This window comes from Photorhabdus sp. RM322S (assembly GCF_042879395.1).
Lineage (GTDB): Bacteria > Pseudomonadota > Gammaproteobacteria > Enterobacterales > Enterobacteriaceae > Photorhabdus > Photorhabdus khanii.
Genome location: NZ_JBHFKW010000020.1, coordinates 68,909 through 91,298 on the forward strand (window position 1 = coordinate 68,909; position 22,390 = coordinate 91,298).

Sequence of the window (22,390 nt, forward strand, 5' to 3'; positions counted from 1 at the left end):
AATAAGTTGCCCCAGTTATCTAAACCGGAGCAACTTATGCTGCAAAGCGCTTACTCAGTAATCCCCTGACTTATCAGGTATTCATCATAAGTCCCTTTAAAATCAATGACTGTATTAGATTTGATTTCCAGAACACGGCTTGCCAATGAACTGACAAATTGCCGATCATGAGAAACAAATATCAAAGTCCCTTTATATAACTCAAGAGCCAGGTTCAGGGATTCAATGGATTCCATATCCAGGTGGTTTGTTGGTTCATCCATTATCAAAATATTTGGCTGTTGCATCATCAACTTGCCAAATAGCATCCGGCCTTTTTCACCACCAGATAACACCTTAACTTTCTTCTTAATATCATCCTGACCGAACAACAAACGCCCTAGCACACTGCGGACGGCTTGCTCATCGTCGCCTTCTCCCTTCCACTGACTCATCCAATCAAAAACCGTCAGATCGCAGTCAAAATCGCCGGCATGATCCTGAGCATAGTAACCAATGCTGTTGTTTTCAGACCATTTAACCGTGCCACTGTTTGGTTCTGCTTCACCAACCAGTGTTTTCAGGAAAGTCGTTTTACCGATACCGTTAGCACCGATAACCGCCATTTTCTCGCCAACTTCCAGCAACATATTGAGATTTTTAAACAGCGGGCCATTGTCATAGCCTTTCGTCAAACCTTCCAATTCCAGGGCATTACGGAATAATTTCTTATCCTGCTCAAAGCGGATATAGGGATTCTGACGGCTGGATGCTTTAACTTCATCCAACTGGATTTTATCAATCTGACGGGCGCGGGAAGTCGCCTGTTTTGATTTGGAGGCATTGGCGCTGAAACGGCTGACAAAAGACTGTAACTCCGCAATCTGTGCTTTCTTCTTCGCATTATCAGCCATCAAACGTTCACGTGCCTGAGTTGCGGCAACCATATATTCATCATAATTACCGGGGAACAGACGCAATTCACCATAATCCAGGTCTGCCATGTGAGTACAGACTGTATTCAAGAAATGACGATCATGGGAAATAATGATCATGGTACTGTCCCGATCATTCAACACCTGCTCCAACCAGCGAATAGTATCAATATCCAGGTTGTTGGTTGGCTCATCCAATAACAGAACATCAGGATTAGAAAACAGAGCCTGAGCCAGCAAAACACGCAATTTCCAGCCGGGAGCCACTTCGCTCATCAGGCCATAATGTTGTTCCACCGGAATACCCACACCCAGCAACAACTCGCCGGCACGCGCTTCGGCACTATAACCATCCATCTCGCCGTAGGACTCTTCCAGATCCGCAACACGATAGCCATCTTCTTCGCTCATTTCTGCCATCGCATAAATACGGTCACGCTCCTGTTTCACTTGCCACAGTTCCGTGTGTCCCATAATCACTGTATCCAGTACAGTGAACTCTTCAAAGGCAAACTGATCCTGACGCAGTTTACCAATACGCTCATTGGGATCCGTGCTGACGTTACCGGCAGTTGGCGTCAGATCGCCACCAAGGATTTTCATAAACGTGGATTTACCAGAACCATTAGCGCCAATCAGACCATAACGGTTACCGTTGCCAAACTTGACAGAAATGTTTTCAAACAGGGGCTTACTGCCAAATTGCATGGTGATGTTGTTTGTACTTAACACTGCATTCGCTCTTAAATTTAGAAACAAAAAGGAAATCGGAAAAATCGATAGCGGCGCATTATGCCACAATAGAACAACAGTATCGCCTATAGTTACATTTGTTCCTCAGTAAAAGACAGGAGTGTAGTAGGTAAGCAGATTAAAATGATTGAAATGACTGAGTAACATCTATATTCCTTCCCTTTTTTCATTAATCCGATAAAGATCATTTTCAGGCTGAATATATGATGATTGCTGATATTTGTTATTTATTTTTCAGGTATTTCTTTCCTATAACGATGTTGCGAGGAGAAGCCCTGGGTTCCCAAGGCATTCCTCCAGCTTAAAGACTTGCTTGCAAAATCTGACGACTAATATCTAAAGTAACATCTCTGTTTTCACCCAGCTGGGTCATTCCGTGAGCTTCCAATTGTTCTATCACACGCTCAATATCATCAACACCAAGGTTGTAATCAGACAAGCGGGTCTGGAGTCCCAAACTTTCGAAGAAATTGCGGGTATGTGCAATAGCTTGATCAATACGTTGTTCTTCATTGCCGCTGGTGATGCCCCAAACACGCTCACCGTACTGCAACAATTTGCCACGTTTGCTTTCCCGACGAATTTGCAAGTTTGCCGGCAGGAGAATAGAGAGTGTGCGTGCATGATCAATACCGTAAAGCGCTGTTAATTCATGTCCGATCATATGTGTGGACCAGTCCTGCGGCATGCCTGCACCAACCAAACCGTTGAGAGCCGTGGTCGCGACCCACATCAAATTTGCACGAATATCGTAGTCGTCTGGAAGCTTTATCGCCTGAGAGCCAATTTCAATCAGTGTCTGCAATAATCCTTCAGCAAGCCGATCCTGCACCATACCATTGGCTGGGTAAGTCAGGTATTGCTCTATAATATGCATAAAAGCATCAGCCACCCCGTTAGCCACCTGATGCAACGGAAGCGTATAGGTCTTCGTTGGGTCAAGAATAGAGAACCGGGGGAAAACAAATGAGCTTATAAGGTCCAGTTTGGCTTGTTTCGCCTTATTGGTGATAACAGCAACCTTATTCATCTCTGAACCCGTTGCCGGTAAAGTCAACACGGTACCAAACGGAAGAGCACCCCGAATATTACGACCATGCTCTTCCAAAATACGCCAAGGCTCCCCATCAAAATTCACAGCAGCAGCCACAAATTTAGTGCCATCAATCACAGAACCGCCACCGACAGCAAGCAGAAAATCCACTTCACTATTGCGCACCAATTCAACCGCTTTCATCATAGTTTCATAGGTCGGGTTAGGTTCAATACCACCAAACTCCCAAATGGGCCGATCAGCTAGCGCACACCTGACCTCATCCAATGTCCCGGTTTTTTCAGCGCTGCTACCACCGTAGAGAATCAATACCCGCGCATCCCGTGGCACCAGGTCATCAAGACGCCTAATCGTATCTTTACCGAAAATGATTTTAGTTGGGTTGTAATACTCAAAATTTCGCATAATTACCTCGCTAGATCAATCGGATATAATCCTTTAACGTTCTTCGCAGAATTTAATTATCAAGGCCGACACGGACAACTAATTTGCCAAAATTACGGCCTTGCAATAGTCCAATGAATGCCTCTGGAGCATTTTCCAAACCTGATACCACCTCTTCGCGGTATTTAATCCGCCCTTCGGCAAACCAAGTGGACATATCACGCCAGAACTCACCGAAACGCGAAGCGTAATCATCAAAAATAATAAATCCTTGCATCCGAATTCGTTTTCGCAACAATTTATCCATCAACAGCGACAAACGATCCGGGCCTTCCGGTAAGCTCGTAGAATTGTAACAAGACACCATGCCGCAAACCGGAACACGGGCAGACGTATTTAGCAAGGGCAAAACTGCGTCGAATACCTTGCCGCCGACGTTTTCGAAATAAATATCAATTCCCTGCGGACAAGCCTTGGATAATTGGTCGGCAAAATCTGGATCATGATGGTCAAGACAGGCATCAAATCCCAATACATCAACAGCATAGCGACATTTTTCCGTACTACCCGCCACGCCAACGACATAACAGCCTTTGAGCTTACCGATTTGACCAACCGTTGCACCAACCGGACCCGTTGCCGCAGCGACAACCAAAGTTTCACCAGCTTTGGGCTGGCCGATATCCAGCAACCCCATATAAGCAGTAAAACCAGGCATCCCCAGCACACCTAATCTATAGGACGGATAAACCGGAGATTGTCCCAAGTTGATGAGACCACTGCCATCGGAAACGGCATAATCCTGCCAACCGCTATACGCCAGTACCCAATCACCAGGCTGATATCTCCGATGGTTTGAAGACACCACGCGGCTCACTGTTGAACCCACCATAACGTTATTCAGTTCCACCGGCGGTGCATAAGATAGCGCATCACTCATTCGCCCACGCATATAAGGGTCCAAAGAAAGAAAAACAGTGCGTAACAACAGTTCTCCTTCCTTAATTTCAGGGATAGGTTGCTGTTCCAGACGAAAATCAGTGGGTTTCGGGAAGCCATGCGGACGTGAAACCAGTACGATACGGCGATTTATTTGTTGCGTTTGAAACATTTACATTCTCCTTCAACATTAAAGTCAGTATCATCGGGATACCCAAAAAGTAGACCAGTCGTCTAATCATTAAGTATAAAAAAACACTGGTGAAGAGTGATTTCCAACAGTGTTTTTATTCGTTATGCATTCAACAATCGCTTCGTAGTAACCATAGCGCTTTGTAGCGGTGCACTACTTTGTGTAATCTTCGCCATCAAGCTCGCCCCTAACCAAGTCTGGTACAACATTTCAGCCAGAGGGAAAGTTTCTTCAGCAGTACACTCCAACCCACCTTCACCAGCAACTCTTTCTACTACAGCAGCAAGACGCATAATGATATTTTTTGTACCATTTTCCAGCACCAAACGCATCGCTACAGAGAGATCACTGACTTCAGCGCCAAGCTTGACAACCAGACACTTCTGCCCACAGAAAGCACCGTCTCCCAAAGGCTCCAACCAACCCTGCCAGTATTGCAGCAGGTTCTCTTTAGCTGTCCATTCTTTACGCACCATGATGTTATCCATTCTTTCGAGATAGTGCGTAAAGTAATCTTCAAGCATAGCCGCGCCAAACACCTCTTTCGACGCAAAATAATGGTAAAACGAGCCTTTCGGCACTTCTGCCGCTTTGAGAATTTCATTGAGTCCGACAGCCGAAAAGCCTTTACATCCAATGACTTGTTGGGCAACTTCCAGGATGTGCTGACGGATATCTTGGGGGATTCTGTTTGTTTGCATTGAGATAACCTATACCTAATTAGACCAGTCGTCTACAATTTAAATAAGAATTTTTCTGTCAGCAAAGAAATTAGAAAACTCTCCTATAAATACAAATTCCTACCATTTTCTTACTGATTTATTACTCGATTCTTAAGCACATGTTGCGACAAAATATCATCAATAGAATAATGTATTATTAAGAATGCGCCATTAACTACGTTGATGACTCACGTTTAATAAGATAGAGAGAAAGTTCTTATTCTATTAACCACGTTGAATCATAAAACGATATCGTTATATCGTTTTATTTAATATCGAATGCATTCTCAAATTAGACACAATAAGGAAATAAGTGAGGAAAATAGTGGCATATTAAACCGCAAATAAACATATTAAGTATTAATGACGTTGAGTTTGCAATAATTTTTTCTTTGTTATGATATTTTCATCAACAATGTGATAATACCAATAGTGAATATAATCTTAGATCATTATCAAAATATCTGTTAATCAATAAGTGAATAATTCAATAAACTTCTGAACAATAATCAAAGTTTATTGAATTAGGATAGACGATTAAAATCATGCAGAAAAAATACAATCCGTCACCAACTCCCCCCATCCAACATTACAATACATTAACATTTCATCAATCCAGCGATGAATTAACGCTCAATAAGTAATGAAATCATTATTAGTTAATTATAAACCTGACAATCTATTTTTGTTTGTCATTACAATTATTTTACATATTAACCATTAAAAACATAGACATATTTTATCATCTATATCTATGTTTTTAAGTATAAAGATATAATTAATCACTTATTATTTTATAACAAAACTCAGCGGGCAAAAAAATTGACATTCATCCGAGAGAAAAGGTATCTTTGAAAAACACCGAAATTACAGAAATTTATTTTAACAAATGATTAGTTGTTAATTTCAACTTGTTAAAAAGATAAAAATCGACACTGACATTTGTAATATTGGGTGAAAAACCAAAATATAAATAAATTAATTTTTAGGAAGCGTTATGAAATGGAATTCTAATGAAAGGTAAAAAGACCAGTCATGAAATATGATTAAAAAGTTCGGTTCCACGCCAAAGTGTTTTATATAACCATAATAGGTTAAATTAAGATCTTGGTATTTAATAAGTATTTTTTTAAATTTTTTATAAGAGGTGATATTATGTCAGAGATTGAAGCGATTTCATTAAAAGCACCAATCAGTGTTATTGCAAAAGTAACTAATAAATCAGTATATAAACTTAAACTTATTCAGGATTCTATTCGTTTGGATCAGGGTGAGTGGACAACTCTTCCTCCGCAACTAATTAATAAAAGCAGTGATAATACCCCAGGAAAAGGCATTTGGAGAAGTGATTCAAACAGTCTGCTAGGTGGTGTTGCAGGGCGCTGTACTTATGTATTTGTAGACAGTAAAGGTGAAATTTACAGTATCTATATTACATGGAATAACCCTCTGATCGGAAGCAGCAGCTACTCAATATCAACAGACTATGAAGGTGATGATTTACATTTATCTTACTCAGCAGAGAACGGTAATAATCCAATCGTAGAATATACTATTGTAAGCTAATACTTAATCATTAATATTAACAACCATTCCTGTAGGAAATATTTATCCAACAGGAATGGTTTATTTATTTAAAGAAGTATCTTAATCAAAAATCAATTCTCATTATTCTACTCATTTCTTTATAATTTAATACGTTTTTACAGATGGCGCCCGATAAGTGTTAAAGCGATCAAGTAAGCAGACAGGATCTTGTTCGATGATTGCCATATAGCGATATTTTTCATGCAAGAATTGTTCATCCGCCATTTTATTAATCATGGTAATCAGCGGATCATAAAAGTTATTGATATTCAGAATACCGCAAGGCTTAGTATGCAGCCCAATCTGACTCCAGGTAAATACTTCACTGAACTCTTCCAACGTGCCAAAGCCCCCAGGCAAAGCAACAAAACCCTCAGCTAACTCAATCATCTTATTTTTACGCTGATGCATAGTTTCAACAACGTATAATTCAGTCAGATTTTTATGTGATATTTCACGCTCTTCCAATAATGTGGGAATAACACCAATCACTTTACCACCGGTTTCCAGAACAGTATCAGCAACAGTGCCCATAATACCCACACTGGCTCCACCATAAATCAGCGTAATATCACGCTTAACTAACTCCTTTGCGAAGATAATGGCATTTTCTTTATAGATTTCAGATATCCCCAAGCTTGAACCACAATAAACGGCAATACTTTTCATTATCTAAGCTCCTATTACTTCATCTTTACAGTGAAAGATATGATTATACGTTAGTATTACAGTCATACAACTCACTTATGCACAAAGATAATTTAAATTAAAAAAAACGCCATTAGGAAAAACAAGATAATGTAACAAATGAAAAAGAAAAAACAGCAATGAAGCTTATTTATACTATATTAGTCATAATTGTAATTTATGCTTAACCATTAAAATATAAAATAAATCATAATTTAGATTACAATAAACACTTTCATCATCTTTAACCCATAAGTTATTACTATCTGAAAATAAAATATAATTTTTCAGAACTATATTCCAATACTGAAATATAATTTCACTATCTATATATAATATAGTCTAATAAATAAAGAATATTTCTCTAAAATTATATTCTCTAAACCTATTGAGTTATCTGCATTTCACTGCGAAAATTACCGACCAGATCACTTGATTTTAATTGAGGTTTTGTCCGGATGTCTTCTTCCAAGCTCCAAAAGAATGCCTTTCCATTAATACCTGTAATATTGTTACTACTTGCCATGACATCAATTCAAGGCGGCGCTTCTCTTGCCAAAACGTTGTTTCCGGTTATCGGTGCACCTGGCGTTACCGCTTTGCGGCTGGGCCTTGGAACTATCATTCTGTTCATTATTTTTAAACCCTGGCGCCTGAGATTTCGCCGAAATTCAATTATGCCATTGCTTACCTATGGTATTGCTCTTGGAGCAATGAACTATACATTCTATATGGCACTGACAACAATTCCTTTAGGTATCGCCGTCGCTCTTGAGTTTACCGGCCCACTGGCCGTAGCCATGTTTTCATCGCGCCGGCCAATAGATTTTCTCTGGGTCGCGCTGGTTATCGCCGGTCTGGCTTTCCTGTTACCCATTGGCAATAATATTGATGGGTTGGATCCTATAGGTATTATATATGCACTCAGTGCGGGTGTTTTCTGGGCACTGTATATTATTTTTGGCCAACGCGCTGGAGCAGGTCATGGCGCGGCAACGGTTTCTATCGGTTCATTTATCGCGGCACTGATATTTTTCCCTGTGGGGCTGATACAAACAGGGCCAGAACTGTTATTTGATATGTCAATTATGCCCCTGGCACTGGCAATCGCCATTCTGTCCACTGCATTCCCCTATACGCTGGAAATGATTGCCCTGACCCGTTTACCTGCACAAACATTTGGTACTCTGATGAGCCTTGAGCCAGCCCTTGGCGCTCTATCTGGTATTTTTTTCCTCAATGAACACCTGACCATAATTCAATGGCTGGCACTGTTCTGTATTATTCTTGCCTCTATCGGTTCTACGTCAACGATTAAAGGAAAACCTAAAATCACCGAGATCGATTAATCGCTTTATCTAATCGAAATAGAATAAAAACCGGAGTAATTAATAAAATAATTCTCCGGTTATTTATAAATATAACTATTATCATTCATCAATAAATGAGTCATACATATCTAAGCAAAAATTATATTTTTAACACTATCCGTAAACCGCAAAAAACAATTATCGAAAAAAATCATCCCTCTATTGATATATAACCAAATAAATATATTAAACATAATTATTTTATCCAAAAACTTTATAAAAATGAACTATTGATTTAATAGGAATAATCTATATGATTTAAAACTAATATTGAGTTACATTCATCCCAATAAATGAGAAGCTCATTATTAATACTAGGGGAAAATTATTATGGGTACTGCCAAATTAGTCAAAACAGCACCATCCACACTGCTTTATACTCGTAATGATGTCGATGATAGCGTTAAGCAAGAAACAATTGAAATTTTAAACCATATGGTGATTCAATTTATTGATCTTTCCCTGCTGACCAAACAGGCACATTGGAACATGCGCGGCAGAAATTTCATTTCCATCCATAAAATGCTGGATAACTTTCGTGCCACTATTATTGAACATCTGGATATTTTTGCAGAAAGAGTTGTACAACTTGGTGGAATCGCTCTCGGAACGGTACAAGAAGTTAATAAACATACTTCACTGAGAAGCTACCCAACAAATATTCATGACGTGCAAGATCATCTAAAAGCACTGGCTGATCGTTATGCTATTGTCGCTAATGATATCCGCGAAGCAATTGGTGAGGTTGAAGATGAAAATACCACGGACATACTCACCGCAGCCTCCCGTAACCTCGACAAATTCTTATGGCTTATTGAAGCAAACGTTGAGCAATAAAATATAAAGAGCCGTTACATTAAGAGCTCTGCATTACTTACAGGCCCTCGTTAACAACGGGGGCCTGTTTATTACAACCCTTTATCGCCCAATACTCTGGCACAGAAAAATATCATAAAATAGCCTCCATACAGACAAACTTCACTATATCCTTTAAAAACCAGCATTAATTGTCTATAATATATGCTTATTTTCATAAATAACTTGAGGAAATAATAAAATGGATACCGAAGTAAAAGACAGCAATGGTACGGTGCTCAATGATGGCGATTCTGTACAGGTCATTAAAGATCTGAAAGTAAAAGGCACATCAGCGACATTAAAGCGCGGCACTATCATCAAAAATATTCGTCTGAACCATCGCGAAGATGAAATCGAATGTAACGCAGATAAAATCAAAGGATTGGTATTGAAAACCTGTTTTCTGAAAAAAGTAGGATAAATAGCCTTTTCTATCGATTTTATTTATAAAGGATAAATAAATTACAGTTTTTAGTGGTAAGTTATTTATCCTTTTTCAATTGTTTGATTTCCACCTCTGAAAGAATTTCCGGCTGTTCAATAGGGAAAACCGGCAGCGCCTTCAACAACCTCGCACCATATCTTTTGCTCAGTAAACGCCGGTCATAAATAACCACATCACCATAACACTCATGACTACGGATAAGCCTTCCCACTTGCTGAATCAGGCTGAAAGAAGCACTTGGCAAGCTCTGTACTTCAAAAGGATAGCGGTTGAGTGATTTCAACCACTCGCTTTCAGTGATAATGACCGGGTTATTGACTGGAGGGAATGAGATTTTATGAATATGAACCTGGGACAGGTAATCCCCCTTTAAATCCAGCCCTTCAGCAAAAGATTGCAATCCAATCAATACGCTACATTGCCCCTCATTTATACGCTGACAATGTGTTTCAACTAACCGATAACGTGGCTGATCACCCTGTACAAGCAACATCAGGCGTAAATCCGTCACATAAGAGAGGAAGATATCCATCGCCCTTTGGCTACTGAACAAAATCAACATGCCTTTATGTTGCTGACTCAGCAATTGAGTCCTGAAATAACGCGCCATTTCCGCCAAATGAGCAGTTTCATTATCAAGTGTCGGCTCCAATGACATTTTGGGAATAACCAGCCTCCCCTGACTCACATGATCAAAAGGCGATGACAACGTCACAAAACGGTCAGCCATTTTTTCAGTTAACCCAGTTAATTCCTGAATACGGGAAAAACTATTCAAGGAACGAAGCGTTGCCGACGTCACAACCACATGGGGAATATTACGCCAAAGCAGTTGATTGAGCTGTTCACTAACTCTGATACCTGCACAATGGAAGTAGAGGTGTGACTGATTTCTTTCATAACGGCGTTTCAGCCATTTTGACACCGGCGCATTGGATGACTCTTCCAGCGCCGCCAGGCGCCACAGTTTAGTCATATTTTCAAAATATCCCAGTGTACGGCTGGTCTGCAAAATAGACCGATGCAACCGGACAATATCCTGTTTAGCCGTTTGCTCAGTCAGATCATTCAGTATCACTTCTGCTAATCCTCGTAAACCATCGGTCAATTTAAACAGTTGCTGGCAGCAAAGTCGCAAATTATCCGGCAACTTACCCATCTCAAACAGATATTCATCTACTTCATTATTTTCAGGTAAAAATGCCTGTGCGATAGTAGCGAGCTCTTTAAAGCATTCCCGTAGTTTTTCACTGTGTTCATTGAGACGACTGGCATTAGCCAGACGTGGTGGCTTTGCCGGACGAAATTGTGCCAGATACTGTTCAACATGACGGATAAAAGTATCTAGCTGACCATTAAGCTGAAACAGGGTGATTTCCCCTTCAACTTCCAAAGAATCTCTGGCGACATCCGGTATATGATGTCCTTCATCAAGTACCAATAACAAATTTTTAGCATCAGGGAGTACCGATTCACTCTCTAATGCCGCTATCACTAACGCATGGTTAGCGACCACCACATCTGCATTCTCGATCTCACGGCGAGCAATAAAAAACGGGCAGCGATGATAATACTGACAGTTACGGCCCAGACAATTCGCCTTATCTGTACTGATTTTCGTCCACAAAGTATCGGGCAAAGCCCGTTTATGGTGATCACGCAAACCATCCCAGGCAAACGTTGTGTAGTCACTACGCAACCGGCGACAAAGTTCCCTCTCTTCACTACTGGCAAGTTCTGTTTTGTCCTCAACCAAAAACATTAAATCTATCTGTTCACTATCGTTTGCACAGATAGCTTCGAGATTACGTGGGCAAACATAACGACCACGTCCAAAAGCACCGGTAAATTTCAGATCGGGAATGATTTTGCGCAACAGAGGAAGATCTTTACTGTAAATTTGATCCTGTAAAGCGACATTAGCGGTACTGACGACCAATGGCTTACTTTCAGCCCTGCTGATCGCAATGCCAGGGAGCAAATAAGAAAGGGTTTTACCGATTCCGGTTGGCGCTTCAATAACTAAATGGCGCCCTTCCTGATCAGAGAGCGTTTTTGCAACTTCAGCAATCATTTGCCTCTGTGGAGTGCGAGGAATAAAGCCATTGATATGCTGAGGTAATGCCTTATACCACTGGCTTATCTGATTTTTTATTGAACTGGAAAGTGCCATTGAACTCTGCTGCCATAAAACCGGAGCGCTATTGTCCCACAGAGCAAGAACGAAATCAGCTGTATATCGAGAAACAAAACCAAATTGATAATTTAATCCCAATTTCAGTAAATTATGATGCCAATAAAAACTTAGCGAAAAACTTTATCAACAATAACAGTAAGCTAATTTCATTTACTTAATCAGCTCAAAGGATTATTCATTATCCGTAAAGTAAATTGGTTATTACCTTGTCAGCTATTCAGAACCCGATATACTGCCTATTTTCTATGGCAGTTGAGAACAAAAATGAAAAAACTACTTATCACTTTCATCGCACTTTTTGCATTCGGTTCAATCGGTGGCGTATTCTTGGCAGGTCTTAATATGTATACCCGCTCAACTACACCGATAGAATCACCCGCCAGTCAACAGCAAGAAACAACTATAGCGCCGGTACAGCAACAATAACGGGGCGCAACACTATCTATACTTTTGTATTAAGTGAGGGATCCCATGAATAATGCATACTTTGTCAGCCCACAATGGCTAAAAGATCATCTTGATGATGAAAACCTCGTCATCCTTGATGCGACTGCACCGCCACCACCTCAGCAAATTGATTGCCATCAGCTTTGGCTGAATACACACATTCCCGGTGCCCAATTTTTTGATTTGGATAAAATTGCCAATCATCAAAGCGGGTTACCTCATATGCTGCCAGATCCGCAAACTTTCAGTCAGGCTGTTGGTGAAATGGGGATCAGTGAGAATCATTTGGTCGTGGTTTATGACCAGGGAAATATGTTCTCCGCTCCTCGCGCATGGTGGACATTCAAGGTATTCGGCAGCCGTAATGTCCGTATTCTTGATGGAGGTTTACAAGGCTGGCAACAGGCAGGATTTCCAACAGAATCAGGTGAAGTGAAACGTCATTCTCAGGTTTTTAATACCGATTTCAATGCCGGCAAAGTGAAATCACTGAAACAAATTCTGGATTCGTTAAATGATCCACAAGCTGAGATTGTTGATGCCAGAGCAATAGACCGTTTTCAGGCTAGAGCACCAGAACCACGCCCTGGGTTAAGAATGGGCCATATTCCCGGCAGTAAAAATGTTCCATGGACTATATTAGTAGAGAATGGTCACTTTAAATCAGAAACTGAAATTGCAGATATTTTCCGTAAACAAAACGTTGATTTAAATAAACCGGTTATTGCCAGTTGTGGCTCTGGCATGACAGCCGCTGTTTTAATATTAGGTTTAAATATCATCGGTAAGAAAGATACTTATTTATATGACGGCTCATGGGCTGAATGGGGAGCAGATGATACCCTACCACTTGAGAAATAATTAAATACCCAAGGGCATATTTACCCTATGCCCTTTAATAAAAAAATTAATATATTTTTTGGAAGCTACACAAATCTAAAAGATAATTCCCATATCGTTATATTTCACAATCCCACTTATCCAATTTGCTTTCAATTTATTAATCAACACTCTTTTTTATCAGACAAAGTGATATAAAATAATACAACTCATATATTTGACAAATTTAAATATTATTATTAATTTAAAATTCAACTCTAAATTTATCTAAACAGAAAATTAAAAGGGTTGAGTATTGATACTTTAATCAGAAAATAATATCAGAATCTATATAATAAAAATGGAGAGTAAAAATGACTATTTCTCTTAGAGACCAAAAAATAAATCTCGCACTCAGCTTTATCAGTGGTGCAGGCAGTATAATAACAAAAAAATCTGAACCGGCTATCGTTTCGGAAAATATTAAAGAATCATTGGAAAAAAGTAAAGTGACGGCCAACAGATTCTCTATCGTTTGGGGACCGGCTGTTTTCCGGGTTAATAATGGGGAAAATTCTAAAGATAACAAAGACGATCATGTTTTATTTATTGTGAAAAATCGCAGATTCCCATATGACTATCGAATCGTTATCCGGGGATCATGGTCTGATGTTAACTGGCAGGTTGAAAACTTTGCGGTACATGAAACGGTAAATTGGTCACTCTGGGATCCTAATATCCCTGAAGAATTCAAAGACGCTAAGATTTCTTATGGAACACACTTAGCATTAGATTATATTGTTAACCAAGCAAAAAGTAACAATACACCAGGCTATGGTGAATCACTCATTGACGCAATTGATAAAATTGCCCTGGAAAAAGGAATACATAATATTACCATCACCGGGCACAGTTTGGGAGGTGCGTTGGCCTCTACTCTTGGCGTATATTTAAAACGATTATATATTAATAAGGGAAAAAGGAATATTCGTATTAACGTTTGTGCTTTTGCCAGCCCAATTATCAGTAATAGCACTTTTGCATCTTATATTGAATCTGTTTTTAACCGTATATCAACAACGAATTATAAAAGTCACTTTTTAAGGATCCATAACCGTAAAGATATTATTTCCTTAATTTGGCACCTGAATGGATTAGAAAAGATACCAACTATCTATGAACCATTAATTAAAATAGATGAGAAATTAATTAATAAATTTAACAAGATCGTCCTGATTGTGAAAGATACAGGTTACACAAAACTCACGCCAGACTTACCTTTCACAGCACCGATTTTAGAATCATCACCAGATTTAAATAATCAGGTCATTTTTCAACATATTAAAGCATATGCGTATAAATACGGCATGAATTTAGTTGAAGTGAATGACGGCACTCAACCACCTATTGATGATATTGTCGTTATTAACAGTAATCTATCTCAAGATATTGTCGCCTATTTCTTGCTTATACCGCTTCCTTAATTTAAGATAACACTAATAGTGTATAATTTGGTTATATTAGATCTGTGTTTTACTTAACAAAAATGGGGCCTTTATTAAAGGCTCCATTAATTTAAACAATCGTCACTTAAATATATAAATAAAATTGCTCTTATTTATATATCATTAAAATATTATCATTTGTTTTGTAATAACCCATAATAATATTCACGTATAATTAGTAAACATATAATTATTATGGTTTGTTTTAATTTCACAAAAAATAATTCATATTTTGACCAAATAAAATAATATAAGAAAATTCCATGTACCTATTTGACAGATCTAAAAGTTATTATTAACTTTAAGTTTAATCCTGTTTTTATCTGAATGGAAGACTAAAAGAATTAAATCTTAAATTTTAAACTGATAGCTCGAATTAACACTTATCATATGAAAAAATAGGGAGTGAAAATGTCTATTTCTCGTGAAGATCAAAAATTAAATCTCGCACTGAGCTTTATTATTAATTCTGGAGGCATAAAAACACCAAAACCAGAGCCGGGCATCGTTTCGGCAAATATTCAAAAATCATTGGAAAGCAGTCAAGCTACAGCAAATAAATTTGCTATTGTTTGGGGACCCGCAGTGTTTCGAGTTGGTAGTGCTGATAAGGAAAAAAGTGTTATAGATAGAAAGGATGATCACGTTTTATTTATTGTACAAAGTCTCCATGATTCAAATGATTATCGCATTGTCATTCGGGGGTCATGGTCTGATATTAACTGGATTAATGAAGACCTGATTGTCTGTAAAACTAAAGACTGGTCAAAATGGGATCCAAAAGCGCCTGAAAATGCTAAGATTGCTTACGGAACAAATTTGGCATTAGGTTATATTATCAACCAAATAAAAAGCAACAATCCTCCGGGTTATGGAGAATCGCTAACTGACGCCATCGATAAAATTGCCCTGAAAGAAGGGATACAAAATATTACCATCACAGGACACAGCTTAGGAGGTATACTAGCTTCTACCCTTGGTTTATATCTAAAGAGACAGTACCTTGATAAAGGAAACGATAATATTCGCATTAATGTTTGTGCCTTTGCCGGCCCAACTGCCGGTAATGATATTTTCGCCTCCTATTCTGAATCTATTTTTAATGAAGCATTATCAGCTGGTTATGCAAGTGATTTTATAAGGATTCATAATAGTATAGATGTCGTTCCCCTGGCCTGGTATATAAATGGGTTGAAGAAAGTTAAAGCTATTTATCCAATATTAACAGCAGCAGTTAATGCTCTTATTCTTCTTGTCCAAGATAAAAAATACACGCAAATTTTCCCAGATTTACCCTTTCATTCAGAAATTCCGACGATACCGATAAAGTCCCTCGAAGACTTATTTACTAACATAGGAAATCAACATATTCACGCCTATCACAAAGAGTATGGACTGAGTTTCACAGTCACTAATGACAGTTCAAACCCACCCACTGATTACGATATTGTTGTGATTAACGATACCCTATTGCAAAGTATTATCGATCTCCTCTCGTTTTTAATCAAAGGTAAAATCAATATCACATAATTTTATCCTATACCCTATAGATTTCAAGATGCATCGCGACGGCAAGGGAGCGAATCCCCGGGAACATAGCAAACTATGTGACCGGGGTGAGCGAGTGCAGCCAACAAAGAGGCAACTTGAAAGATAACGGGTATATCATATCTATTTTTTAATTAGCAATAATGGGGCCTTTATTAAAGGTTCCATTAGTTTCAATAAATCATTCTTAAATCTAACAAGGAAATTATTTTCTCTACATATCACCAAAATAACGCCATCCCATTATCACTCGACTTTGTAAATACCCATATAAATTATTTTCCACAGGTAATATTACAAAATCATTGCATAATTTTTATCACTTATTTTAAAGTTCATTGTAGATAATTTATTTTGTTAAATAAAATAACATTAAAAAATTATATACTCTCATCCGACAGATTTAGAGATTATTGTTAACCTTAATTCTGTTTTTATTTGAATGAAATACCAAAAGCATTGGTTATTGATGTTTAAGTTGAAACATCAGATCAATATTTATCATATTAAAAATTTGGAAGTAAAAATGACTATTTCTCTTAAAGATCAAAAAATAAATTTTGCGTTAGGCTTTATTATTAACTCAGGAAGCTTAATAACCTCCGAACCAGAACCCACTATCGTTTCAGAAAATATTCAAAAATCATTAGCAAGTAGTAAAGCAACAGCAAATAGATTCTCTCTCGTTTGGGGACCTGCTGTCTTTCGTGTAGGCAGTGTTGACAAGAAAACAAGTGTTGCCGATAAGAAAGATGATCACGTTTTATTCATGGTGAAAGATCTCAAAACCCCAAATGACTATCGAATTGTTATTCGCGGATCATGGTCTGATGTCAACTGGTATGATGAAAATTTTAATGTGGGTAAAACTGAAAACTGGTCAATTTGGGACTCAAAAGCCCCGACAAATGCAAAAATTTCAAAGGGAATACACGTAACGTTAGACTATATTATCAACCAAATAAAAAGTAATAACACGCCTGGTTATGGGGAGTCACTGATCGATGCAATTGATAAAATTGCTCTGGAAGAAGGGATACAAAATATTACTCTTACAGGGCACAGTTTAGGCGGTGTAATGGCTTCTACTCTTGGATTGTATTTAAAGAGGCGCTACCTTGATAAAGGAAACAATAATATTCGTATTAACGTTTGCTCCTTTGCTGCCCCAACTGCCGGTAACGATATTTTTGCATCCTATACCGAGTCTGTTTTTAACGGAATATCTCTACCGGCCTATGAAAGTAAATTTCTCCGGATCCATAATCGTACAGATATCGTTACTCTAGCCTGGTATACAAAAGGATTAGAACAAATTAAAGCTCTCTACCCAATATTATATCTGCCCGTTAGCGGTTTTCTCTTACTAGTGAAAGATAAAAACTACACCCAACTTTTTCCAGATTTACCTTTCACTACACCTATGTTAGATCCTTCTCCAGGTTTAATTGAACAGATCGTGTTCCAACATATCGACGCATATGCCAAAGAGTATGGTATGAGTTTCATTAAAATTAATGATAGCTCTAATCCGCCGACTAATTATGATATTGTTGTGATTAATGATGGCCTTGCCCGCAATATTAATTATCTTTTTTCATCTATGATTCAAGATGGAGCAGCCGATACCCGATAATCTTATCCTAAATTGAATTTTTCTTGATTTAACAAAAATGGAACCTTAATTAGAGGTTCCATTTATTGCAATAAGCATATTGAGATGGTTATGATAATATTGTCACATCAAAGAGATCACACGTGCTATATCAGCAGACGTTTTCAGCTTCCTTATCTCCTCAAAGAGTGTTATCGCTTCTTCATACTCTTTCCGCAAATAACCAAGCCACTGTTTAATCCGGGCAACATGATATTGTCCGGTATCACCTTGCTTTTCCAACCGGACATATTTTTGCAGTAATTGAACCACTTCCTGCCAGGCCATTTTTGGTTCGTTATATTTCACAACCCGACTCAAATTGGGAACATTAAGCGCTCCCCGCCCAATCATGACAGCATCACAGCCTGTAACTTTTATACAATCCTGCGCACTTTGCCAATCCCAGATCTCACCATTGGCAATCACCGGGATAGCAAGGCGCTGACGAATTTCACCAATCGCTTGCCAGTTAATGCGTTCCGCTTTGTAACCATCCTCTTTGGTTCGCCCATGAATCGTTATTTCCGTCGCACCCGCTTGTTGTACTGCATCAGCAATTTCGAATTGCCGATCACCACTATCCCAACCCAGGCGAACCTTAACCGTCACAGGTAAAGGAGAAGGTACAGCTTCACGCATCGCTTTTACCCCCTGATAAATCAGTTCAGGATCTTTCAGCAACGTTGCTCCACCGCCACTACCATTGACCGTTTTTGACGGGCAACCGCAATTTAAATCAACCCCACAGGAACCTAATTCAACCGCCCGTGCCGCATTTTCCGCCAACCATTGCGGATATTGGCCCAAGAGCTGAACCCGCACCAAAGTGCCGGACGGTGTCCGGCTTTGGTTACGTAATTCAGGGCAAAGCTTATAAAACGATTTTACCGGCAACAGGCTATCGACAACCCGTAAGAACTCTGTAATGCACAGATCATACTCATTGACTTCACTCAGAAGTTCCCTGACCAAAGAATCCAGCACCCCTTCCATCGGAGCCAGCAAAACCCGCATTAACTAACCTCTGGCACTAGACGCTTTATTTGATGCATCAGCATGATTACGGCTGCGCTGACGCGAAGGTGCTCCAGAACGGCGATGGCTATTTTTCTGCCGATCATCGCCGCGCCCCTGGCGACCATTCTGAATAGGTTCAGCCTTGATGGTTGGATCTGGCTCATATCCGGGAATCGCCATACGGGGAATCTCCCGTTTCAGCAGGCGTTCAATATCTTTCAGTAACTTGTGCTCATCAACACATACCAAAGAAAGTGCCTGCCCTGTCGCATCTGCCCGACCGGTACGCCCAATACGGTGGACATAATCCTCAGAGACATTAGGTAGTTCAAAATTCACCACATGAGGCAATTGATCAATGTCCAGACCACGGGCAGCAATATCTGTCGCTACCAGCACCCTGATGCGGCCATCTTTAAAATCAGCCAGCGCACGAGTTCTGGCACCCTGGCTTTTGTTACCATGAATGGCTGAAGCAGTTACGCCATCCTTATTTAACTGTTCTGCCAGACGATTTGCACCATGTTTGGTACGGGTAAAGACCAAAACCTGTTGCCAGTTACGGCTGCCGATCAGGAAAGAAAGCAGCTCCCCTTTACGCTTTTTATCGACAAAATGGACAAATTGTTCAATCTGTTCAGAAGCGGAGTTACGGCGTGCAACCTCAACACTGACAGGATCATGCAATAATTTATTGGCTAAATTTTTGATATCGTCAGAGAAGGTGGCAGAAAACAGTAAATTTTGCCGTTTCGGGGGCAACTTATTCAGTACCCGACGGATATCATGGATAAAACCCATGTCCAGCATACGGTCGGCTTCATCCAATACCAGAATTTCCACTCGCGACAAATCAACCGCATTCTGGTGTTCAAGATCCAGTAAACGACCTGGTGTCGCGACCAAAATATCAACACCACCACGTAATTTCATCATCTGAGGGTTAATACTGACACCACCAAAAACCACCAGAGAACGAAGTCTGAGGTGTTTGCTGTAGTCGCGTACATTTTCACCAACCTGAGCAGCCAATTCACGGGTTGGTGTCAGGACTAACGCTCTGACCGGCCTGCGCCCTTTCATCTGAACAGGGGAATCATTGAGCCGTTGCAGCATGGGTAAAGTAAAACCCGCAGTTTTACCTGTGCCTGTCTGAGCGCTCGCCAATAAATCTTTACCTGCTAATACAACAGGGATTGCCTGCTGTTGGATTGGCGTTGGCGCTGAATAACCTTGTTCTTCAATGGCACGCAAAATATCAGCACTTAAGCCAAGTGATTCAAAACTCATAAATAAGAAATACTCCAGACTTCACCATTCCTGAACTACATTCAGGGGCAGTTTTATGGGAAGAAAATCAGACGCGGTAAATACCACAAAAGGAAAAAACACAAACTGCAATGCTCCATATCCTGACTATTATACCAGATATACTTTCTAATAATGCAACTAAAACTACAGGTATTTACGCCGTAGTTTTCATGATCCATGACATTTTTATGCAATTTACATTGATTTACTATAAGTATAGAGTTAGCTATTTGATTGATATTTTGTTTAAGTCTTTTGATTATTTCCAATAGGATTCATGTCCATGTCAGTCAACAACATCCAAACCCCCAGAGGCGAGCAAGCCAAACAACAGCTACTCGAAGCCGCTCTTGAAATTTTCGGTAAATCAGGATTAACCGGCGCGACAACCAGAGAAATCGCATTGCGCGCTCAACAGAATATTGCAGCTATAGCTTATTATTTCGGTTCTAAAGAAGGGCTATATCAGGCAGTTGCCCAGTATATTACTGACACAATCAAGACTGAGTTCACTCATCTTTTTAAAGAGATTGATGATTTTTTTTCATCATCAGCACCTTACTCACCAGACAATATATTGAGGATGATTCACGAAGGATTTCTTGGCGTTAACCGACTGATGATTGAAAAAGAGAGCATTAATATCAGCCGAATTATGGCCAGAGAGCAACTCGCACCCACTGATGCTTATACCCTAATCCATGAGCAGGCACTGGCACCTCTCCACAACAGATTAAATAAACTGATCGCCAGCTATATCGACGCCGATGAACATCAACTTTCTACTATGCTCCATACTCACGCTCTGATGGGTGAAATTATCTCTTTCCGAATGGCGCAGGAAACCTTATTACGTCAGACAGGCTGGAATAATATCGGGCCAGAAGAATACAAATTAATTGATCAGATCCTCATCCAGCATATCGATTTATTACTGAATGGACTGAAAAAACATAACTCAAATAAATAAAAGAACAAGGAATATCATGTACAACAAGAAACTCACCCTCGCAATACTGGTCGTTGCTGTTATTCTTGGCTCAATTTTAGGAAGTTACTACTATCAAGATAAAAATGATAAAACGCTGACACTCTACGGCAACGTAGATATACGCACTGTCAATCTCAGCTTCCGGGTTGGTGGTAAACTTGCTAGCCTGCAAGTTGATGAAGGTGATGTTATCAATGCTAATCAGGTGATCGGCCAGCTGGACAATGCGCCATTTATTAACGCGCTCAATAAAGCGAAAGCCACACGCGATAGCGCTAAAGCACGTCTGGCTATGATGGAAGAGGGTTATCGCACGGAAGAAGTTGCCCAAGTACGTTCAGAAGTGACACAACGTGAAGCCGCCTGGCATTTTGCTGATAGTTTCTTCAAACGCCAGCAAGGGTTATGGCAAAGTAAAATGATTTCAGCCAACGAGCTGGACAATGCCAAAACTAACCACAATCAGGCGCTGGCTGCTTTACAAGCGGCGAAAGATAAACTGAATCAATTTGAAACCGGCTACCGTAAAGAAGAAATTACAGAAGCCAAGGGCCAGCTTGCTCAAGCCGAGGCGGCTGTTGCTCAGTCTGAACTGGATTTACAAGATACTCACCTGACTTCCCCCTCATCCGGCACTATCCTGACCCGTGCTATTGAACCGGGCACCATGCTGGCGGCGGGCAATACCGTGTTTACACTTTCTCTGACCCATCCCGTTTGGGTAAGAGCCTATATCAGTGAAAGCCATCTTGGACAAGCAACACCAGGACGTGAAATTTTACTCTACACTGACAGCCGTAAAGATCAGCCCTATCACGGTAAAATCGGCTTTATTTCACCGACAGCCGAATTTACACCAAAGAATGTAGAGACACCTGATCTGCGCACCGATTTGGTCTATCGGTTACGCATTATCGTTACTGACCCGGATGATTCCCTGCGTCAAGGTATGCCGGTTACCCTGCATTTTTCTGATTCAGATGTATAAGGGG

At 39.7% G+C, this 22,390-nt stretch carries 19 protein-coding genes; 11 read left to right on the forward strand and 8 right to left on the reverse strand.

All coding sequences use genetic code 11. The annotated features are described in order from the left end of the window. Window positions 1-50: 50 nt before the first annotated feature. From ACGF63_RS13395 to ACGF63_RS13410, 4 genes are all read right to left on the reverse strand, one after another. Entirely contained in the window at window positions 51-1,646 is a 1,596-nt protein-coding gene (locus ACGF63_RS13395; RefSeq protein WP_162524144.1) for an ABC-F family ATPase, read from the reverse strand. 322 nt (window positions 1,647-1,968) lie between these two features. Continuing rightward, window positions 1,969-3,126: an iron-containing alcohol dehydrogenase gene (locus tag ACGF63_RS13400; RefSeq protein ID WP_036850820.1), complete on the reverse strand. Its 1,158-nt coding sequence runs from the start codon at window positions 3,124-3,126 to the stop codon at window positions 1,969-1,971. 52 nt (window positions 3,127-3,178) lie between these two features. Next, window positions 3,179-4,216 (reverse strand): NADP-dependent oxidoreductase, encoded by a 1,038-nt coding sequence (locus ACGF63_RS13405; protein WP_036850817.1) that lies wholly within the window; start codon window positions 4,214-4,216, stop codon window positions 3,179-3,181. Window positions 4,217-4,338: 122 nt separating this feature from the next. After that, window positions 4,339-4,938, reverse strand: coding sequence for a TetR/AcrR family transcriptional regulator (locus ACGF63_RS13410; protein ID WP_152962786.1), 600 nt, complete (start codon window positions 4,936-4,938; stop codon window positions 4,339-4,341). A gap of 1,176 nt (window positions 4,939-6,114) precedes the next feature. Between ACGF63_RS13410 and ACGF63_RS13415 the strand changes: the two genes are divergently transcribed. Beyond that, the gene (locus ACGF63_RS13415; RefSeq protein WP_036850811.1) at window positions 6,115-6,525 is read left to right on the forward strand and encodes a hypothetical protein; all 411 of its coding nucleotides are present in this window, start codon (window positions 6,115-6,117) and stop codon (window positions 6,523-6,525) included. A gap of 126 nt (window positions 6,526-6,651) precedes the next feature. Here the strand turns inward: ACGF63_RS13415 and ACGF63_RS13420 are convergent, their stop codons facing one another. Next, the gene (locus tag ACGF63_RS13420) at window positions 6,652-7,215 is read right to left on the reverse strand and encodes a TIGR00730 family Rossman fold protein (RefSeq protein WP_036850806.1); all 564 of its coding nucleotides are present in this window, start codon (window positions 7,213-7,215) and stop codon (window positions 6,652-6,654) included. A 476-nt stretch (window positions 7,216-7,691) separates the two neighbouring features. On the opposite strand from ACGF63_RS13420, the gene rhtA reads away from it, so the two are divergent. The 3 genes from rhtA (at window position 7,692) to ACGF63_RS13435 (ending at window position 9,882) form a co-directional block, all read left to right on the forward strand. Next, window positions 7,692-8,582, forward strand: a complete 891-nt coding sequence (gene rhtA, locus ACGF63_RS13425; RefSeq protein WP_036850805.1) for a threonine/homoserine exporter RhtA — start codon at window positions 7,692-7,694, stop codon at window positions 8,580-8,582. Between the two features lie 351 nt (window positions 8,583-8,933). Next, window positions 8,934-9,440 (forward strand): DNA starvation/stationary phase protection protein Dps, encoded by a 507-nt coding sequence (gene dps, locus ACGF63_RS13430; RefSeq protein ID WP_152962785.1) that lies wholly within the window; start codon window positions 8,934-8,936, stop codon window positions 9,438-9,440. A 220-nt stretch (window positions 9,441-9,660) separates the two neighbouring features. After that, entirely contained in the window at window positions 9,661-9,882 is a 222-nt protein-coding gene (locus tag ACGF63_RS13435) for an alkylphosphonate utilization protein (protein ID WP_036850798.1), read from the forward strand. A 61-nt stretch (window positions 9,883-9,943) separates the two neighbouring features. On the opposite strand, the gene dinG is transcribed toward ACGF63_RS13435, so the two are convergent. After that, on the reverse strand, window positions 9,944-12,079 hold the full coding sequence (gene dinG / locus ACGF63_RS13440) for an ATP-dependent DNA helicase DinG (RefSeq protein ID WP_387631386.1): 2,136 nt from the start codon (window positions 12,077-12,079) through the stop codon (window positions 9,944-9,946). 288 nt (window positions 12,080-12,367) lie between these two features. On the opposite strand from dinG, the gene ACGF63_RS13445 reads away from it, so the two are divergent. From ACGF63_RS13445 to ACGF63_RS13465, 5 genes are all read left to right on the forward strand, one after another. Beyond that, window positions 12,368-12,529 carry a hypothetical protein gene (locus ACGF63_RS13445; RefSeq protein ID WP_165577108.1) on the forward strand — a complete coding sequence of 54 codons (162 nt, stop codon included), beginning with the start codon at window positions 12,368-12,370 and terminating at the stop codon, window positions 12,527-12,529. A gap of 45 nt (window positions 12,530-12,574) precedes the next feature. Further along, window positions 12,575-13,411 (forward strand): 3-mercaptopyruvate sulfurtransferase, encoded by an 837-nt coding sequence (gene sseA / locus ACGF63_RS13450; RefSeq protein WP_152962783.1) that lies wholly within the window; start codon window positions 12,575-12,577, stop codon window positions 13,409-13,411. Window positions 13,412-13,743: 332 nt separating this feature from the next. Then, window positions 13,744-14,853, forward strand: a complete 1,110-nt coding sequence (locus ACGF63_RS13455; protein ID WP_387631389.1) for a lipase family protein — start codon at window positions 13,744-13,746, stop codon at window positions 14,851-14,853. A 432-nt stretch (window positions 14,854-15,285) separates the two neighbouring features. Beyond that, on the forward strand, window positions 15,286-16,404 hold the full coding sequence (locus tag ACGF63_RS13460; RefSeq protein WP_152962781.1) for a lipase family protein: 1,119 nt from the start codon (window positions 15,286-15,288) through the stop codon (window positions 16,402-16,404). Window positions 16,405-16,948: 544 nt separating this feature from the next. Next, window positions 16,949-18,058, forward strand: a complete 1,110-nt coding sequence (locus ACGF63_RS13465; protein WP_036851028.1) for a lipase family protein — start codon at window positions 16,949-16,951, stop codon at window positions 18,056-18,058. A 102-nt stretch (window positions 18,059-18,160) separates the two neighbouring features. Here the strand turns inward: ACGF63_RS13465 and dusC are convergent, their stop codons facing one another. Both dusC and rhlE read right to left on the reverse strand, forming a co-directional pair. Continuing rightward, window positions 18,161-19,093 carry a tRNA dihydrouridine(16) synthase DusC gene (gene dusC / locus ACGF63_RS13470; protein WP_036850777.1) on the reverse strand — a complete coding sequence of 311 codons (933 nt, stop codon included), beginning with the start codon at window positions 19,091-19,093 and terminating at the stop codon, window positions 18,161-18,163. Between the two features lie 3 nt (window positions 19,094-19,096). Then, window positions 19,097-20,386 carry an ATP-dependent RNA helicase RhlE gene (gene rhlE / locus ACGF63_RS13475; RefSeq protein WP_036850774.1) on the reverse strand — a complete coding sequence of 430 codons (1,290 nt, stop codon included), beginning with the start codon at window positions 20,384-20,386 and terminating at the stop codon, window positions 19,097-19,099. 304 nt (window positions 20,387-20,690) lie between these two features. On the opposite strand from rhlE, the gene cecR reads away from it, so the two are divergent. After that, window positions 20,691-21,377, forward strand: coding sequence for a transcriptional regulator CecR (cecR, locus tag ACGF63_RS13480; protein WP_036850771.1), 687 nt, complete (start codon window positions 20,691-20,693; stop codon window positions 21,375-21,377). A 16-nt stretch (window positions 21,378-21,393) separates the two neighbouring features. Beyond that, window positions 21,394-22,386 carry a secretion protein HlyD gene (gene hlyD / locus ACGF63_RS13485; protein ID WP_036850770.1) on the forward strand — a complete coding sequence of 331 codons (993 nt, stop codon included), beginning with the start codon at window positions 21,394-21,396 and terminating at the stop codon, window positions 22,384-22,386. Window positions 22,387-22,390 lie beyond the last annotated feature (4 nt).

Excerpts from the sequence above, each read along its gene's own strand:
- ACGF63_RS13415 (WP_036850811.1), top strand. The coding sequence starts at position 6,115 with ATGTCAGAGATTGAAGCGATTTCATTAAAAGCACCAATCAGTGTTATT.
- hlyD (WP_036850770.1), top strand. The coding sequence starts at position 21,394 with ATGTACAACAAGAAACTCACCCTCGCAATACTGGTCGTTGCTGTTATT.
- rhlE (WP_036850774.1), bottom strand. The coding sequence starts at position 20,386 with ATGAGTTTTGAATCACTTGGCTTAAGTGCTGATATTTTGCGTGCCATT.
- rhtA (WP_036850805.1), top strand. The coding sequence starts at position 7,692 with ATGTCTTCTTCCAAGCTCCAAAAGAATGCCTTTCCATTAATACCTGTA.
- ACGF63_RS13445 (WP_165577108.1), top strand. The coding sequence starts at position 12,368 with ATGAAAAAACTACTTATCACTTTCATCGCACTTTTTGCATTCGGTTCA.
- ACGF63_RS13465 (WP_036851028.1), top strand. The coding sequence starts at position 16,949 with ATGACTATTTCTCTTAAAGATCAAAAAATAAATTTTGCGTTAGGCTTT.
- ACGF63_RS13455 (WP_387631389.1), top strand. The coding sequence starts at position 13,744 with ATGACTATTTCTCTTAGAGACCAAAAAATAAATCTCGCACTCAGCTTT.
- ACGF63_RS13400 (WP_036850820.1), bottom strand. The coding sequence starts at position 3,126 with ATGCGAAATTTTGAGTATTACAACCCAACTAAAATCATTTTCGGTAAA.
- sseA (WP_152962783.1), top strand. The coding sequence starts at position 12,575 with ATGAATAATGCATACTTTGTCAGCCCACAATGGCTAAAAGATCATCTT.
- ACGF63_RS13405 (WP_036850817.1), bottom strand. The coding sequence starts at position 4,216 with ATGTTTCAAACGCAACAAATAAATCGCCGTATCGTACTGGTTTCACGT.
- dps (WP_152962785.1), top strand. The coding sequence starts at position 8,934 with ATGGGTACTGCCAAATTAGTCAAAACAGCACCATCCACACTGCTTTAT.
- ACGF63_RS13460 (WP_152962781.1), top strand. The coding sequence starts at position 15,286 with ATGTCTATTTCTCGTGAAGATCAAAAATTAAATCTCGCACTGAGCTTT.
- dusC (WP_036850777.1), bottom strand. The coding sequence starts at position 19,093 with ATGCGGGTTTTGCTGGCTCCGATGGAAGGGGTGCTGGATTCTTTGGTC.
- cecR (WP_036850771.1), top strand. The coding sequence starts at position 20,691 with ATGTCAGTCAACAACATCCAAACCCCCAGAGGCGAGCAAGCCAAACAA.
- dinG (WP_387631386.1), bottom strand. The coding sequence starts at position 12,079 with ATGGCACTTTCCAGTTCAATAAAAAATCAGATAAGCCAGTGGTATAAG.
- ACGF63_RS13420 (WP_036850806.1), bottom strand. The coding sequence starts at position 7,215 with ATGAAAAGTATTGCCGTTTATTGTGGTTCAAGCTTGGGGATATCTGAA.
- ACGF63_RS13435 (WP_036850798.1), top strand. The coding sequence starts at position 9,661 with ATGGATACCGAAGTAAAAGACAGCAATGGTACGGTGCTCAATGATGGC.
- ACGF63_RS13410 (WP_152962786.1), bottom strand. The coding sequence starts at position 4,938 with ATGCAAACAAACAGAATCCCCCAAGATATCCGTCAGCACATCCTGGAA.